We start from the raw sequence: 15241 nt of genomic DNA, 5'->3' as shown, positions 1-15241 counted from the left end.
CTTCTCTCTCCGTTCGCATCCCACCGCTGCGGCGCTTGTGAAAGCGGACGCGGTTCGCCACCTTGGGCCGGTCATGAGCGACCGTTCCGCAGGCATGGCCCCCTCGCGCGTCACGGCGATCCTGGGCCCCACCAACACCGGCAAGACCCATCTGGCGGTCGAGCGGATGCTGGGCCACGCCTCGGGCATGATCGGCCTGCCCCTGCGCCTGCTGGCGCGCGAGATCTATGAGCGGATCGTCAAGCGACGCGGGGCGGCCTCGGTCGCCCTGATCACCGGCGAGGAGAAGATCGTCCCGCCGCGTCCCGCCTTCTTCGTCTGCACGGTCGAGGCCATGCCGTTGGAGCGGTCCGTCGATTTTCTGGCGGTGGATGAGATCCAGCTGGTCGCCGATCCCGAGCGGGGCCACGTCTTCACCCAGCGACTGCTGCACGCGCGCGGCCGGTTCGAGACCATGTTCCTGGGCGCAGGCACGATGGCGCCGCTGATGCGGTCGCTGGTTCCGGATGCGGAGATCGTGACCCGCGACCGGCTGTCGACTCTGTCTTACGCCGGATCGAAGAAGCTGACCCGCCTGCCTCGCCGCAGCGCCGTCGTCGCCTTCTCGACCGAGCAGGTCTACGCCATCGCCGAACTGCTGCGTCGTCAAAGGGGCGGGGCGGCCGTGGTCATGGGCTCGCTCAGTCCGCGCACCCGCAACGCCCAGGTCGAGCTGTTCCAGTCGGGCGAGGTCGATTTTCTGGTCGCCACCGACGCCATCGGCATGGGGCTGAACATGGACGTGGACCATGTGGCCTTCGCCGGTTTGCGGAAGTTCGACGGACGGCGTACGCGCTGGCTGCACGCCGCCGAGATCGGCCAGATCGCCGGGCGGGCGGGGCGACACCTGCGCGACGGCACCTTCGGCGTCACCGGCGAGGCGGAAGAGCTGGACGAGGATCTGGTCGAACAGGTGGTCGAGCACCGCTTCGATCCGGTCGAGGCGGCCGAGTGGCGCAGCGGGCGGCTGGACTTCGACACCCTGCCCGACCTGTTGCGGTCGCTGACGGTCACGCCGGAGCGGCACGGCCTGCGGCTGACGACCCAGGCGCTGGACGAGACCCTGCTGCGGCGCTTCGCGGTCGATGAGGACGTCAGGAAGATCGCCCGCTCGCGCGGCGCCCTGATGCGGCTGTGGGAAGCGTGTCAATTGCCCGACTTCCAGAAGACGACCCTGGACGAACACGCCCGCCTGTCGAAGGAGATATTCACCGCCCTGACCAGCCGTCGCGGGCGGCTGACCGAGGACTGGGTGGCGCCGCGCTTCAACGACCTGGACCGCGACGACGGGCAGATCGACCAGTTGTCGGCGCGGCTGTCGGGGGTGCGGACGCTCAGCTACATCGCCAACCGGCCCGATTGGATGGCGGGGGCGCAGGAATGGCGCGACCGGACCAAGGCGTTGGAGGAACGACTCAGCGACGTGCTGCACGAACGGCTGACGGCGCGCTTTGTCGACCGACGCACGGCGGCCCTGATGCGGGCGCTGAACGTGCGCTCCGACGTGCTGGCAGGCGTGGCCGAGGACGGCGAGGTCACGGTCGAGGGCGAGGTCGTCGGTCATCTGGACGGCGTCTGCTTCACCGTCGATGCGGGCGGATCGGCCCTGGCCGACCGGGCGCTGCGGCAGGCGGCGACGCGGGCCGTGGGGCCGGAAGTGGCGCGGCGGCTTGGGCGGCTCGCGGCCGACGAGGACGCGGCCTTTTCCGTCACGCCGGACGGCGGGGTGCTGTGGAACGGGGCCCTGACCGGGCGCATCATCAATGAAGACCCCTTCTCGCCGCGCGTGCGGCTGCTGGGCGAGCTGGGGCCGGTCCCGGCGCGCGAGCGGGCCGAGCGGCGCATGGAGGCCTGGCTGGCGGCCGAGGCCGGACGGGCGCTGAAGCCGCTGAAACGACTGCGCCATGCGATCGAGAGCGGCGCACTGACCGGCCTGCCGCGCGGGCTGGCGTTTCGACTGATCGAGGCGGGCGGGCTGATCCCCCGGCGCGAGGTCGAGCGCGATCTGGCGGCGCTGAGCCAGCATGAGCGGCGCACGCTGAAGACCTTCGCCATCCGGGTCGGCGCCCATTCGGTGTGGCTGCCCGGCGTGATGAAGCCGCGCGGCGCCGCCCTGGCTCAGGCCTTCCTGCCGCGCGAGGCGACGAAGGGGCTGGCGGGCGATGGCCTCCTAAATCTGCCGGAACCGCCGCCGTCAGCGCGCGCCCTGTCGGCGTTCGGACGACGGGCCGTCGACCGTTGGACCGCCCCGGTCGAGGCGTTGGAGGCCTTGGCCGAGGCCCAGCGCGCGGCGGGCAAGGCGCCGCTGCCGGATGAAGCGCTGAACGCGCTCGGCTGGACGGCGGATCAGGCCAGGGCGATCCACGCCGCCCTGCGCACCCCGCGCGCCGATCGGGCGCCGCGCCCGGGCAAGCCGACGCCGCCGCCCAAGGATTCCCCCTTCGCCGCCCTGGCGCAACTGACGCAGCCCGTGCGCCCCGCCGCCGAGCCCAAGACGGCGCGCAGGCCACGTCGGCGTCCTCGGCGGACGGCGGGCGGCAAGGCCGCTGAATGAGCCTGGAGAGCTGCCGCATCGACGTCTGGCTGTGGCGGGCGCGCTTCGCCAGGACGCGCAGCCTGGCCGCCGCCATGGTCGAGAAGGGCGCCATCCGCCTGACGCACAACGGCGCCCAGACCCGCCTCGACAAGCCCAGCCGCAGCGTCCATCCCGGCGACGAGGTGATGTTCGCCCAGGGCGGGCGGCTGATCGCCGTCCGCGTGGCGCAGATGGGCGAACGGCGCGGACCTGCCGAGGAAGCCCGCGCGCTTTATGAGCCGCTGGACACGGCGAACTAGCCCGCCGCCCTCACGAACTCGCCCTCGACGTGCAGCTTCACCTCGTCGCCCAGGGCCGGCAGGCCGAAGGTGATGCCGAAATCCGAACGCTTGATCGTCGCCTCGCCGTCGAAGCCGGCCTTGTAGCCGCCGCGCGTCGAGCCGGCCTGATTGAACTCGACCTCAATGACCACCGGGCGCGTGACGCCGCGCAGGGTCAGGTCGCCATGGACCGTGGCCTCGTCGCGGTCGTCGGGGTCGACCACGATCCGGGTCGATCGGAAGGTCGCGACGGGGTGGTTGGCGGTGTCGAAGAAGTCCGCCGTCTGCAGATGACGGTTCAGCCCGTCCGAATTCGACGCCACGTCCGTCAAGGGAATGGTCGCGGTCAGGGTGCTGGCGGACGGGTTGGCGGGGTCCAGCTTCAGCTCGGCCTGAACGTTCACGAACTGGCCGACATAGGTGGAGAAGCCCAGGTGATCGACGGACCAGGTGATCTTGCCGTGCTCGGGATCCAGCTTGTAGTCGCCGGACTGGACCTCGGACGGAACCTCGGTCAGGGCGGCCTGGGCGACGACAGCGCCGCCGGCCAGAAGGCTCAAGGCCAGACTGGCCGCGCCGATGCGGCCGACGGCGGAATGGGTGATGAAACCTTGGTTGAAACGCATGGGGACAGGCCTCCGAGCGGATGGTGATCCGGCGTCACGAAGATGAAGCACGGCCCGGCGCCGTCGAGCCTGAACAGCTTTGCAACAGCGCCTTCGGTTGACAGTTGGTTCCGTCGGGGCCATGTGCCCGCCCTCGACCTCCTCGCTGCCACAGGCCCGCCCGAACGCCATGACCTACATCGTCACCGACGCCTGCGTGAAATGTAAGTTCATGGACTGCGTCGAGGTCTGTCCGGTGGACTGCTTCTACGAGGGCGAGAACTTCCTGGTCATCGCCCCCGACGAGTGCATCGACTGCGGCGTATGCGAGCCGGAATGCCCCGTCGACGCCATCGTCCCCGACACCGAGGACGAACCGGACGGCAAGTGGCTGCAGGTCAACGCCGAATACGCCAAGGTCTGGCCGAACATTACGGTCAAGGGCGTGCCCCCGGCGGATCGCGAGCAGTATGAGCGCGAAACCGGCAAGTTCGAGAAGTATTTCAGCCCCAAGCCGGGCAAGGGCTCCTAAGAATTCGCCACAATGCAGTCACAATGTGCCGGTCGTCGTCGACCGCCCTGTGGATGTTTTGAGATTTCCTAATTTTATGATAGGTTCCTCCCTATTCGAAACGGGCGGTTCCGCAGTCCTGCGCGCCGCCCGCATTTACGACAGAACCTCGCCGCGAGGACGGGGTCGGCCAGAGGTTCGGTGATCCGCTTTCGCGTCTGACAATGCGACCTTCCGCTCAACCGCCTGACCCAGGTCCGGCGGAAGGGCGGTTTTTGCTTTCGAAAGACGCGGCGACGATCTCTCCCTTCGGTTCGGGAAAGGAATGACATGACGAGCAAGACCGGTCTGGAATTCAAGGTTGGCGATGCGGTGGTCTATCCCGCGCACGGCGTCGGCAAGGTCGCCGCGATCGAGACTCAGGAAGTCGCCGGCATGGCGCTGGAAGTCTATGTCGTGACCTTCGAACACGAGAAAATGACCCTGCGCGTCCCGACCAAGAAGGCCAAGACCGCCGGTCTGCGCACCCTGGCCGCCGACGACACCGTGTCCAAGGCCCTGACCACCCTGAAGGGCCGCGCCCGCGTCAAGCGCACCATGTGGTCGCGCCGCGCCCAGGAGTATGAAGCCAAGATCAACTCGGGCGACCTGATCTCCATCGCCGAAGTGGTCCGCGACCTGCACCGCGCCGAGACCCAGCCGGAACAGTCCTATTCCGAGCGCCAGCTCTATGAATCGGCTCTGGACCGCATGGCTCGCGAAGTCGCCGCCGCCAACAAGATCGACAAGGACGCCGCCATGGCCCTGCTGGGCAAGTCGCTCAGCGCCAAGAAGCCCGTCCCCTCGGCCGCCGAGGCCGAAGCCGCCTGATTTCAGGCGCGATAGCGAATCGACAAAAGGCCCGGCGGCGACGCCGGGCCTTTTTCATGGCTGAGGCCGAATCCAGCGCGCCCACGCGCCGCCGAAGAAACGAAATGGTCTGCTCAACTACGCCTGAATGGACAGGCTGGACCGGCCATTGATCCTCTAGGAGCGCGCGCATCGTCGTTCGCAGAGGCTCCGCCCCATGTCCATACCCGCCCCCTCTCCATCCCTGCGATGGAGCGATCTGCTGCACCCGGTCGTCGCCGGGCTGATCTCGGTCATCGTCAACTATGGCGGGACCTTCATCCTGGTGTTCCAGGCGGCCAGGGTCGCGGGTCTCAGCCCTGAACTGACCGCATCATGGGTCTGGTCGATCTCCATCGGCGTGGGGACGACGGGGCTGTGGCTGAGCTGGCGCTACAAGGCGCCGATCATCACCGCATGGTCGACGCCCGCGGCGGCCTTTCTGGTCACGGCGCTGGCCGCCACGTCATATGCCGAGGCGATCGGCGCCTATCTGATTTCAGCGGCGGCCTTTGTGGTTCTGGGACTGTCGGGCGGGTTCGATCGGGTGATCCGCCTGATCCCGCCCGCCATCGCGGCCGCCCTGCTGGCGGGCATCCTGCTGCCGTTCGGGGTGCAGGCCTTCGGCGGCGTAGGCGTCGATCCCCTGCTGGCGGGTCTGCTGATCCTGACCTACGTCGTGCTGAAGCGGTTCACCGCCCGCTATGCGGTGGTGGGCATACTGGTGCTGGGGCTGGGTTTCCTGCTGACGCAGGGACGAGTCGACCTGTCAGGGCTAGAGCTGAAGCTGGCGGCGCCCGTCTTCACCATGCCGGCCTTCTCGATCAAGGCCCTGCTGAGCCTCGCCATTCCGATGTTCCTGATCACCCTGACGGGTCAGTATATGCCGGGGATGCTGGTGCTGCGGAACGACGGCTATCAGGTCAGCGCCAGTCCGCTGGTGACGGTGACGGGGCTGGGGTCGCTGCTGATGGCGCCCTTCGGCTCGCACGCCTTCAACGTGGCCGCCATCACCGCCGCCATCTGCACCGGCAGGGAGGCCCATGAAGACCCGTCCAAGCGCTGGATCGCGGGCGTGGCGGCGGGGGTGTTCTACATCCTGATCGGGGTGTTCGGGGTGACGCTGGCGGCGGTCTTCATGGCCCTGCCCGCCGTCTTCATCACCACGCTGGCGGGACTGGCCCTGTTGGGCGCCATCGGCAGCAGTCTGGCGGGCGCCCTGAGCGAGCCGTCATCGCGCGAGGCCGCCCTGATCACCTTCCTGGCGGCGGCGGCCAACATCCAGCTGTTCGGGATCGGCGGGGCCTTCTGGGGGCTGGTGATCGGCCTGATCGCCTATGCGGCGCTGAACGGCGGTCTCGTCACATGGGCCAAGGGCCTGTTGTCCGGTCGCGTCACGCCGGAACGCCCGGCCGGCTGAGACGAAAAAAGAGGCCGGGACATGCATCCCGGCCTCTGTGCTTTTTGCGCAGATCAGAAATATTCCGCCCCAGCCGGACACTGGGCGGCCAGGCGTCGCGCGGTGATGCTGGCGGGGATGTAGGGCGTGCCGCGCGCCAGCTGGGCGCCGCCGTTGAAGCGGAAGGCCTGTTCCTCATAGGTGCCGTTCAGGCGCACGTTGATGCGGCGACCCTTGCGGTCCTGACAGCTGCCTTCAAAGCGGGCGCGGCCGTCGCCGACCTGACGCGTCGGATAGGTGCACTGCCACTTGCGCGTCGACAGGCCGCCGAAGAAGCGGTTGATCTCGCTGGGCCGCACGCACTTCTGCTCGGTGTCGCGCGCGCCCATGACGCTGGTGGTGTATTCCCAGTATCCAGGCAGGACTTCGGACTGGGCGGCCGACTGCGCCTGGGGCGCCGACGCAGGCGCGGCCAGCATGACGGCCCCGGCGACCACCGGGGCGGCGACCGCCATCAGGCGGGCGAAGGGGATCAAGGTCTTCATCGATTTGCCGTTCATGGGACTCATCATGGGTCTGCTCTATATAGTCACGGCTTGAACGACTGCTGAACGAAGGCGATCCCTCGCCTTCACAATGACTCTGTCGCTCGGGATGACGACTCCAGTCTTGACGCCCAGCGAGTCCTTCCTCTATACGGCCCCCTCTCGCGCGGGCCCCGTCGCTCGCTGCGTCCCTGTTTCATGCGTCCGCACCGGTATGGCGGATGTGACCTTGAGGATCTTAAGATGTCGCGTCGCTGCGAACTCACCGGTATCGGCCCCATGGTCGGCAATCACGTGAGCCACTCCAACATCAAGACCAAGCGCCGTTTCCTGCCGTCGCTGAAGACGGTCAAGGTTCAGTCGGAAGCTCTGGGCCAAACCTTCTCGCTGCGCATCTCGAACGCCGCGCTGCGCACCCTCGACTTCAAGGGCGGCCTGGACGCCTTCATCGTCAAGGCCCGCGACGAGCAGCTGTCGACCGCCGCCCTGCGCATCAAGCGCCAGGTCCGCGCCAAGCTGGCCGAGCAAGCCGCCGCCTGATCGGCGTCGACTGACGGATTTTGAAGAGGCCGGTGGAAACACCGGCCTTTTTCTTTTGCGCGCGCTCCCGCTACCCTCAGGGCTCGTCCAGCCGGAGCCTCAGCCTTGCGCCCTCTCGCCGCCCTCTGCCTGACCACGGCCCTGCTGACCTCGCCCGTTCTGGCGCAGGAGCCGGCGCGCGAAACCACCGCCTTCACCCTGTCCAGCGGCACGCCCCGCACGGCGGAGCAACTGGCCCTGCGCTTCGACAAGGCCGACCTGTCGTTCAGGCTGCTGCCGGAAGGCCAGTCGCTGGAAGGCGTCGCTGTCCTCGACTTCACCGCCACGACGCTGACGGCGGCGGTCGTGGTCGAACTGGACGCGGTCTTCGCCATCGCCGCCATCACCGTGGACGGGCAGGCGGTCGCCGACTGGTCCAACCCCGAGGGACGGCTGACCATCCCCCTGCCCCGGCCCCTGACAGCGGGCGACAGCGTTTCCGTCCGCATCGCCTATTCCGGCCGCCCGCATCAGGCCAAGCGCGCGCCGTGGGACGGCGGCTTCGTCTGGACCACGACGCCCGACGGCCAGCCGTGGATCGCCAGCGCGGTTCAGGGCGAGGGCTGCGACCTGTTCTGGCCCTGCATCGATCATCCGCAGGGCGAGCCGGAGCGGGTCGACCTTCACATCACCGTCCCCTCAAGCCTCAGCGCCCCCGCCAACGGCCGCTTTCTGGGCAAGGCTGACAACGGCGACGGCACGACCACCTGGAACTGGACCGCGCGCCAGCCCGACACCTACGCCATCAGCCTGAACGTCGGCCCCTATGTCGAGATGACCGCCGACTATCGCAGCCGGTTCGGAAACGTGATTCCGTTGCGTTTCTGGCGGCTGGCCTCAGCCGACCCGGCCAAGGCGCAGGCGCTGTTCGACGAGTTCCCGCAGATGCTCGACTTCTATGAGGCGACCGTCGGTCCCTTCCCCTTCGGCGACGAGAAGATGGGCGTGGTCGAAACCCCGCACCTGGGCATGGAGCACCAGACCATCAACGCCTATGGCAACGGCTACAAGCTGGACGGCAAGGGCTACGACTGGCTGCTGCAGCACGAGCTGGCGCACGAGTGGTTCGGCAATCAGCTGACCAACGCCGACTGGGACGACATGTGGCTGCACGAGGGTTTCGGCACCTATATGCAGCCCCTCTACGCCCGCTGGCTGAACGGCGAGCGGGCCATGCAGGCCGAGCTTCAGACCATGCGGCTGACGCTGGCCAACCGCTTCCCGGTCGTGTCCGGCCAGCCGCAGGACGCGGGGACCGTTTATGACGACAAGACCGGCCCGGCGCTGGATCTCTATTACAAGGGCGCGCTGATCGCCCACACCCTGCGCCTGCATATCGGCGACGACGCCTTCTATGAGAGCCTGCGTCGTCTGGTCTATGGCCGCCCCGATCCGCGGCCGGGGAACTTCCAGCCGCGCTACGCCACGACGCCGGAGTATGTCGCCATCGTCAATGAGGTGACGGGGCGCGACATGGGCTGGTTCTTCGACGCCTACCTCTATCAGGCGGCCTTGCCCGACCTGGTCATGACGCGGCAGGGCGACCAGGTGACGCTGGAGTGGAAGACCGCAAACGGCCGCCCCTTCCCCCTGCCGGTCGAGGTCGAGGCGGACGGCGTTCTGCGCACCCTGCCCATGACCGACGGGCGCGCGACGTTCGAGGCGGCGCAGGGCGCGCACATCCTGCTGGACCCCGGCTCAAAAGTGCTGAGGCGGCTGGAGTATCTGGAGCGGTGGAAGGCGGCCTCAACCGCCAACTGAGGCTCAGGCCGCTTCCAACTGACGCCGCCCCAGGGCCGCGAACCGGCGCCAGTCGGCGTTGTCGGCCCAGACGGCGGCCAGGGCCTCCAGCAGGTGATCCTCGTCATCGTCGCTGTGCAGCGGCGTCGGCGTGATGCGCAGCCGCTCGGTCCCGCGCGGCACGGTGGGGAAGTTGACCGGCTGGATATAGACGCCGTGCTCATCCATCAGGGCGTCCGTCACCGCCCGCGCCGTGGCCGCATCGCGGATCATCACCGGCAGGATATGGCTGGGGCTGGGCAGGACCGGCAGACCCAGCCGCTGCATCCCCGCCTTGATCGAGGCGGCGCGCGCGGCCAGCGCCCGACGCGGCGCCCCGTCGGCCTTCAAATGGCGCAACGCCGCCCGCACCCCAGCCACGACCGAGGGCGGCAGGGCCGTGCTGAAGATGAAGCCCGGCGCGTGGCTGCGCACGAAATCGACCGCCGCCGCATCGCCCGCCACATAGCCGCCCATGGCGCCGAAACCCTTGCTGAGGGTGCCCTGAAACATGCTGATGCGGTGCGACTGGCCGTCGCGTTCGGCCACGCCCGCGCCGCGCGCGCCGTACAGGCCCACGGCGTGGACCTCGTCCAGATAGGTGAAGGCGCCGTGCTGCTCGGCCACGTCGCAGAGGGCGGCGATAGGGGCGAAATCGCCGTCCATCGAATAGCAGCTCTCGAAACAGACCAGCTTGGGCCGATAGCGGCAGACCCCGCTCATCAGCCGGTCCAGATCGCGCCAGTCATTGTGGGCGAAGATGTGCTTCTCCACGCCCGAGCGGCGCATCCCCTCGATCATCGAGGCGTGGTTCAGGGCGTCGGAGAAGATCACGGCGCCGGGCAGGCGCGACGCCAGCGTCGACAGGGCCGCGTCATTGGCCGCATAGCCCGAGGTGAACAAAAGCGCCGCTTCCTTGCCATGCAGATCGGCCAGATCACGCTCCAGCAGGACATGCTCGTGGCTGGTGCCCGAGATGTTGCGCGTGCCGCCCGCGCCCGCGCCATAGGTCCGGATCGCACTTTGCGCCGCCTCAACCACCTCGGGGTGGACGCCCATCGACAGATAGTCGTTCGAGCACCAGATGGTGATGGTCCGCCCGCGCCGGTGATCGCGCGCATAGGGGGCGTCGGGGGCCAGCCGCTCCAGATCGGCGAAGACACGATAGCGGCCCTCCTGCTTCAGATCGTCCAGATCGCGGCTGAAGAAGTCGGCGAAATCGAAAGCGCCCATGACATCACATCCCATCACAGGACGGGCGGCGACATTGCCATCCCGCCGGGGGCGTGACACCTAACGCTGGATTGGCTGGATCATTCCGGCCACTTTGGAAAGAAACTGCAGACCATTGCTGAAGCGCGCCCAGCTGGAATCCGTTCAGGCCTTCATGGACCATCCGGCCCAGTCCGGCCTGCCCCTGCACGCCCGCATCCAGCGCGCCGTGCGCCAGTTGATCGTCGAGCGGTCGCTGACGGCGGGACGGCCCCTGCCCTCGTCGCGGACGCTGGCCCGGTCGCTGGGCGTGTCGCGCGATACGGTCGAAACGGCCTATGCCCAGCTTCATGCCGAAGGCTTCATCGAGCGGCGCGTCGGCAGCGGCAGCTTCGTCTGTGAACTGACCGAACTGGGCCTGAAGCGCGGGGTGCTGCGTCCGGCGGGCCGCCGTCCCGTCCTGCAACCGGCGGCGGCGCCGACCCTGAGCAAACGCGGGCAGGCGATGGCCGACAGCGGGGGTCTGCGCGACCCTTACGCTCCGCTGGCCTTCTCGCCCGGCGTGCCGGAGACGCGGCTGTTTCCCTTCGCCCAGTGGGACCGGCTGCACCGCCAGACCCTGCGCGAGGAGGGCGCCGCCGCCCTGCACCACGGCGACCCGCAGGGCCATCCGCGCCTGCGCCGCGCCATCGCCGGCTATGTGAACCTGGAACGCGGAGCGCGGGCCGATCCCGACCAGATCCTGATCCTGACCAGTTCGCAGCAGGCCCTGTCCCTGTGCGCGCGGGTGCTGGCCGATCCCGGCGACGGCGTCTTCATCGAAGACCCGGCCTATCAGGGCGCCGCCAAGGCGCTGGACGCGGCGGGCTTGAAGCGCCTGCCCGTGGCGGTCGACGCACAGGGACTACGCACCGACGACCTGCTGGCCCGACGTGAGGACGGGCGGGCGGTCTTCGTCACCCCCTCGCACCAGTTTCCGACCGGACGCACCCTGTCGCTGGACCGTCGGCTGGCCCTGATCCAGTGGGCCACCGAGCATGACGCCTGGATTCTGGAAGACGATTACGACAGCGAGTTCCACTACGCCGGGCGGCCGACGGCCTGCGTTCAGGGCTTGGATCCGCACGACCGGACCCTGTACCTGGGCACCTTCACCAAGTCCCTGTTTCCGGGTCTGAGGCTGGCCTATCTGATCCTGCCGCGCCCTCTGGTCGAGCCGATGGTCGCGGCGCGCAGCCTGATGGACGGCTTCACCGCCTCGGTGGCCCAGCTGACGCTGGCGCGCTTCATCGAGGACGGCCGGTTCGGCGCCTATGTCCGCACCATGCGCGGCGTCTATGCGGAACGGCTGGACGCGCTGGAGACGGCGGTGACGGCGCGCCTGCCCCACGTCGTCACGCCCGACCGGCCCGCCGGAGGGCTGCAGATGCCCTGCTTCCTGAAGGACGGCTTCGACGAGGTCGAGACGGTGCGCGCAGCCCGGCGCGTCGGCGTTCACCTGACCGGCCTGACGCCCCTACATGACGCGGGCGCGGGCCGTCCCGGCTGGCTGATGGGCTTCGCCGCCTCGACCCCGGCCGAGATCGACGCCGCCGTCGAGAAACTGGCGAAGCTGTTCCCCGCGTGATCGACGCTTACAAAGCGGTCTGACGATCTGCGCCGACGTGGCGGGGAATGGCCGGGACACAGGGGTCTAGGGTGCGGAGGTCGGCGGTCAGCCGACGCCGTGAAAGCTTCTATCCCTTGCCTGCCCTCGCCCTGTTCCCGACCGACCATCCGGGCCGCCGATCCGACCACGGCGGCGGCCGGATTCGCGTTTCCCTGAACGCCGTCGCCGCCAACTATCGCGCCATGTGCGACCAGGTCGCCCCCGCCGCCTGCGCCGCCGTGGTCAAGGCCGACGCCTATGGTCTGGGCGCCGCCCGCATCGCGCCCGCCCTCTATGACGCCGGATGCCGGGCCTTGTTCGTCGCCCATCTGTTCGAGGCGGTGGAGCTGCGCCGCAACCTGCCCGCTGACGCCGAGCTGTTCGTGCTGAACGGTCTGGCGCCCGGCGCCGAATACGCCGCCCTCGCCGCCGGGGCGATCCCGGTGCTGAACAGCCGCGAGCAGATGGAGGGCTGGGCGCGTCTGGGCCGGGCGGTCGGGCGGCCGCTGGCGGCGGCGATCCAGTTCGACACCGGCATGTCGCGGCTGGGCCTGCCGCCCGAGGACGCCGCCTTCGCCTTCGACCCGGATGGCCCGATCCGCTGGATCGAACCGCGCCTGATCCTCAGCCATCTGGCCGTCGCCGACACGCCCGGCCTCGCGGGCAATGCGCGCCAGCGTCAGGCCTTCGAGCGCATTCTGGCCCACGCGCCGCCGGGCATTCCGCGCTCGCTGGCCAACTCGGCCGGGTGTTGGCTGGGCCAAGACTATCACTACGACCTGTGCCGGGTCGGGGCAGCCCTGTTCGGGCTGGACGCCTCGCCCTCGGCCAAGGCCATGCAGCCGGTGGTCGAGGTGACGGGCCGCGTCATCCAGACCCGCGCCGTGCTTGCAGGCGCGGGCGTCGGCTACGGCTGGGCGGTCACGGCGGCCGAGGGAATGCGTCTGGCGACCATCGGCGTGGGCTATGCCGACGGCTGGCCGCGCCAGTTGTCGGCCACCGGCGCCGCAGCGTTCGAAGGACAGTTGCTGCCCTTCGTAGGCCGCATCTCGATGGACAGTCTTGTCGTGGACGTCAGCGCCCTGCCGCCCGATGCGCTGAAGCCGGGCGATCAGGTCGAGCTTCTAGGTCCCAACCGCACACCGGAACAGCTGGCGCTGGACGGCGCGACCATCGACTATGAAGTCATCGCGCGGCTGGGCCGCCGCCTGTGTCGGGAGTATGTTTCGTGACCCTTTCGCCTGAAAATCTCGAACGCTTCGGTGCTGATCCGCGCGAGCGGTTCGCCGCCAATCTGGCGCTGGTTCATCGCCGCATCGCCGCCGCCTGCGAACAGGTGGGGCGGCCGATCGACAGCGTGCGCCTGCTGCCCATCACCAAGACGGTTCCGGCCGAGATCCTGCGTCTGGCCTGGGCCGCGGGCGTCACCGACTTCGGCGAGAACAAGCTGCAGGAGGCCCGCGACAAGGCCGAGGCCATGGCCGACCTGTCGATGCGCTGGCACGTCGTCGGCCACCTGCAGTCGAACAAGGTCAAATACCTGACCCGTCTGGCCGACGAGTTCCATGCGATGGACAGCCTCAAACTGGCCGAGGTGCTGAACAAGCGGCTGGAGACCGACGGCCGCGACATGAAGGTCTATGTCCAGGTCAACACCTCGGGCGAAGAGAGCAAGTTCGGCCTGCATCCCGATGATGCGCTGGACTTCATCGAACGGCTGGAAGCCTTCCCCCGGTTGAAGCCGCAGGGGCTGATGACGCTGGCCATATTCAGCGACGATGCGGATCGGGTACGGCCCTGCTTCACCCTGCTGCGGTCCCTGCGCGACAAGGCCGAGCGCATCGATGCGCGCATCACCGGCCTGTCGATGGGCATGACCGGCGACTACGAACTGGCCGTGCGCGAAGGCGCGACCGTGGTGCGGGTCGGACAGGCCATCTTCGGCCCGCGTCCGACGCCGAACGCCCACTACTGGCCCGGTCTGGCCTGACCAACCTTCCCTCCCCGGAGTAACCGCGTGACCATTCCCTTCATCGATCTTCTAAGCCAGCGCCGCCGCATCGGCCCGGCCATCGACGCCGCCCTGATGGAGGTCGCGGCCAGCGGCCAGTACATTATGGGTCCGGCGGTCGGCGCCTTTGAACAGGCCCTGTGCGATTTCGGTCAGGCCCCACACGCCCTGTCCTGCTCCAACGGGACGGATGCGCTGGTGCTGTTGATGATGGCGTGGGACGTGGGACCGGGCGACGCCGTCTTCTGCCCCGCCTTCACCTTCGCCGCTACGGCCGAGGTGGTGGCGCTGGCGGGCGCCACGCCGGTCTTCATCGACATCCGTCCCGACACCTGGACGATGGACCCCGACCACCTGCGCGCCGCCGTCGAGGCGGTCGAGCGCGAAGGCGTGCTGAAGCCCCGCGCCGTCATCGCCGTGGATCTGTTCGGCCAGCCCGCCGACTATCCCGCCCTGTCGGACATCACCCATAAACACGGGCTGAAGCTGATCTCGGATTCGGCGCAGGGGTTCGGCTGCACCCTGAACGACCGGCACCCGATCCATTGGGCCGACGCCACGACGTTGAGCTTCTTTCCGGCCAAGCCGCTGGGCGCCTACGGCGACGGCGGGGCGGTGCTGATGAAGGATGAGGCGTTGATGGATCACCTCGTCTCCTTGCGCGTCCACGGTCAGGCGACGGTGGCGGATGCGGCGGCGCAGGGCTTCGCCCACGACCCCAAGTATCTGAACCCGCGTCTGGGCATGAACGGACGGCTGGACACCCTGCAAGCCGCCGCCCTACTGGAGAAGCTGAAGATCTTCCCGGACGAGATCGAGCGCCGCAACCGCATCGCCGACCGCTATGTGCAGGGGCTGGCCGGTCATGTGGCGGCGACGCCGGTCGTCATTCCCGGCGGCCGTTCGGTCTGGGCGCAGTTCACCGTCGAGCATGACGACCGCGACGCCCTGGCCGCCCATCTGAAGGCGCAAGGCGTGCCGACCGCCGTCTATTATCCGATCCCCCTGCATCGCCAGCCCGCCTATCGCCAGCACCCGGTCGGCCCCGGCGGTCTGGCCGTGACCGAGGCCAAGGCGGAACGGGTCATCAGCCTGCCGATGAGCGCCTATCTGGACGAGGCCGTGCAGGACCGGGTGATCGCCGCCGTCGCCGGCTTCGGCTGAGGGCT

14 protein-coding genes are annotated in these 15241 nt (G+C 68.8%); 11 read left to right on the top strand and 3 right to left on the bottom strand.

The genetic code is table 11. The features are described from left to right. Window positions 1-73: 73 nt before the first annotated feature. On the top strand, window positions 74-2593 hold the full coding sequence (locus AC52GN_RS01160) for a helicase-related protein (RefSeq protein WP_496527914.1): 2520 nt from the start codon (window positions 74-76) through the stop codon (window positions 2591-2593). Then, a complete protein-coding gene (locus tag AC52GN_RS01155) occupies window positions 2590-2874 on the top strand; it encodes an RNA-binding S4 domain-containing protein (RefSeq protein WP_496527913.1) in 285 nt (94 codons plus the stop codon). The genes AC52GN_RS01160 and AC52GN_RS01155 overlap by 4 nt, the downstream gene beginning before the upstream one ends. Here AC52GN_RS01155 and AC52GN_RS01150 read toward each other — a convergent pair. Further along, a complete protein-coding gene (locus AC52GN_RS01150; RefSeq protein WP_496527912.1) occupies window positions 2871-3521 on the bottom strand; it encodes a YceI family protein in 651 nt (216 codons plus the stop codon). The two genes, AC52GN_RS01155 and AC52GN_RS01150, sit on opposite strands and share 4 nt — an antisense overlap. 169 nt (window positions 3522-3690) lie before the next feature. Between AC52GN_RS01150 and fdxA the strand changes: the two genes are divergently transcribed. The 3 genes from fdxA to AC52GN_RS01135 all read left to right on the top strand — a co-directional run bounded on the left by fdxA (window position 3691) and on the right by AC52GN_RS01135 (window position 6319). Then, the gene (gene fdxA / locus AC52GN_RS01145) at window positions 3691-4032 is read left to right on the top strand and encodes a ferredoxin FdxA (RefSeq protein ID WP_003166185.1); all 342 of its coding nucleotides are present in this window, start codon (window positions 3691-3693) and stop codon (window positions 4030-4032) included. 309 nt (window positions 4033-4341) lie between these two features. Beyond that, on the top strand, window positions 4342-4881 hold the full coding sequence (locus tag AC52GN_RS01140; RefSeq protein WP_291778987.1) for a CarD family transcriptional regulator: 540 nt from the start codon (window positions 4342-4344) through the stop codon (window positions 4879-4881). 196 nt (window positions 4882-5077) lie between these two features. After that, a complete protein-coding gene (locus AC52GN_RS01135) occupies window positions 5078-6319 on the top strand; it encodes a benzoate/H(+) symporter BenE family transporter (protein WP_496527911.1) in 1242 nt (413 codons plus the stop codon). A 53-nt stretch (window positions 6320-6372) separates the two neighbouring features. Here the strand turns inward: AC52GN_RS01135 and AC52GN_RS01130 are convergent, their stop codons facing one another. Continuing rightward, complete coding sequence (locus tag AC52GN_RS01130) at window positions 6373-6858, bottom strand: DUF3617 domain-containing protein (protein WP_233126829.1); 486 nt, start codon at window positions 6856-6858, stop codon at window positions 6373-6375. 228 nt (window positions 6859-7086) lie between these two features. On the opposite strand from AC52GN_RS01130, the gene rpmB reads away from it, so the two are divergent. Both rpmB and AC52GN_RS01120 read left to right on the top strand, forming a co-directional pair. Further along, window positions 7087-7383 carry a 50S ribosomal protein L28 gene (gene rpmB / locus AC52GN_RS01125; RefSeq protein ID WP_496527910.1) on the top strand — a complete coding sequence of 99 codons (297 nt, stop codon included), beginning with the start codon at window positions 7087-7089 and terminating at the stop codon, window positions 7381-7383. Window positions 7384-7488: 105 nt separating this feature from the next. Further along, window positions 7489-9183: a M1 family metallopeptidase gene (locus tag AC52GN_RS01120; protein ID WP_496527909.1), complete on the top strand. Its 1695-nt coding sequence runs from the start codon at window positions 7489-7491 to the stop codon at window positions 9181-9183. Window positions 9184-9186: 3 nt separating this feature from the next. Here AC52GN_RS01120 and hemA read toward each other — a convergent pair whose 3' ends face one another. Continuing rightward, a complete protein-coding gene (hemA, locus tag AC52GN_RS01115; protein ID WP_496527908.1) occupies window positions 9187-10434 on the bottom strand; it encodes a 5-aminolevulinate synthase in 1248 nt (415 codons plus the stop codon). 115 nt (window positions 10435-10549) lie between these two features. Here hemA and pdxR point away from each other — a divergent pair, with 115 nt between their 5' ends. The 4 genes from pdxR (at window position 10550) to AC52GN_RS01095 (ending at window position 15236) form a co-directional block, all read left to right on the top strand. Next, on the top strand, window positions 10550-12040 hold the full coding sequence (pdxR, locus tag AC52GN_RS01110) for a MocR-like pyridoxine biosynthesis transcription factor PdxR (RefSeq protein WP_496527907.1): 1491 nt from the start codon (window positions 10550-10552) through the stop codon (window positions 12038-12040). A gap of 116 nt (window positions 12041-12156) precedes the next feature. Then, on the top strand, window positions 12157-13293 hold the full coding sequence (alr, locus tag AC52GN_RS01105) for an alanine racemase (protein WP_496527906.1): 1137 nt from the start codon (window positions 12157-12159) through the stop codon (window positions 13291-13293). After that, window positions 13290-14051: a YggS family pyridoxal phosphate-dependent enzyme gene (locus AC52GN_RS01100; protein ID WP_496527905.1), complete on the top strand. Its 762-nt coding sequence runs from the start codon at window positions 13290-13292 to the stop codon at window positions 14049-14051. Before alr ends, AC52GN_RS01100 begins: the two co-directional genes overlap by 4 nt. A 27-nt stretch (window positions 14052-14078) precedes the next feature. After that, window positions 14079-15236, top strand: a complete 1158-nt coding sequence (locus AC52GN_RS01095; RefSeq protein ID WP_496527904.1) for a DegT/DnrJ/EryC1/StrS family aminotransferase — start codon at window positions 14079-14081, stop codon at window positions 15234-15236. Window positions 15237-15241: the final 5 nt, after the last annotated feature.

This window comes from Brevundimonas sp. SS2672 (assembly GCF_059579685.1).
The sequence above is the reverse complement of the archived record's forward strand: the minus strand, read 5'-3'. Positions and strand labels throughout refer to the sequence as shown.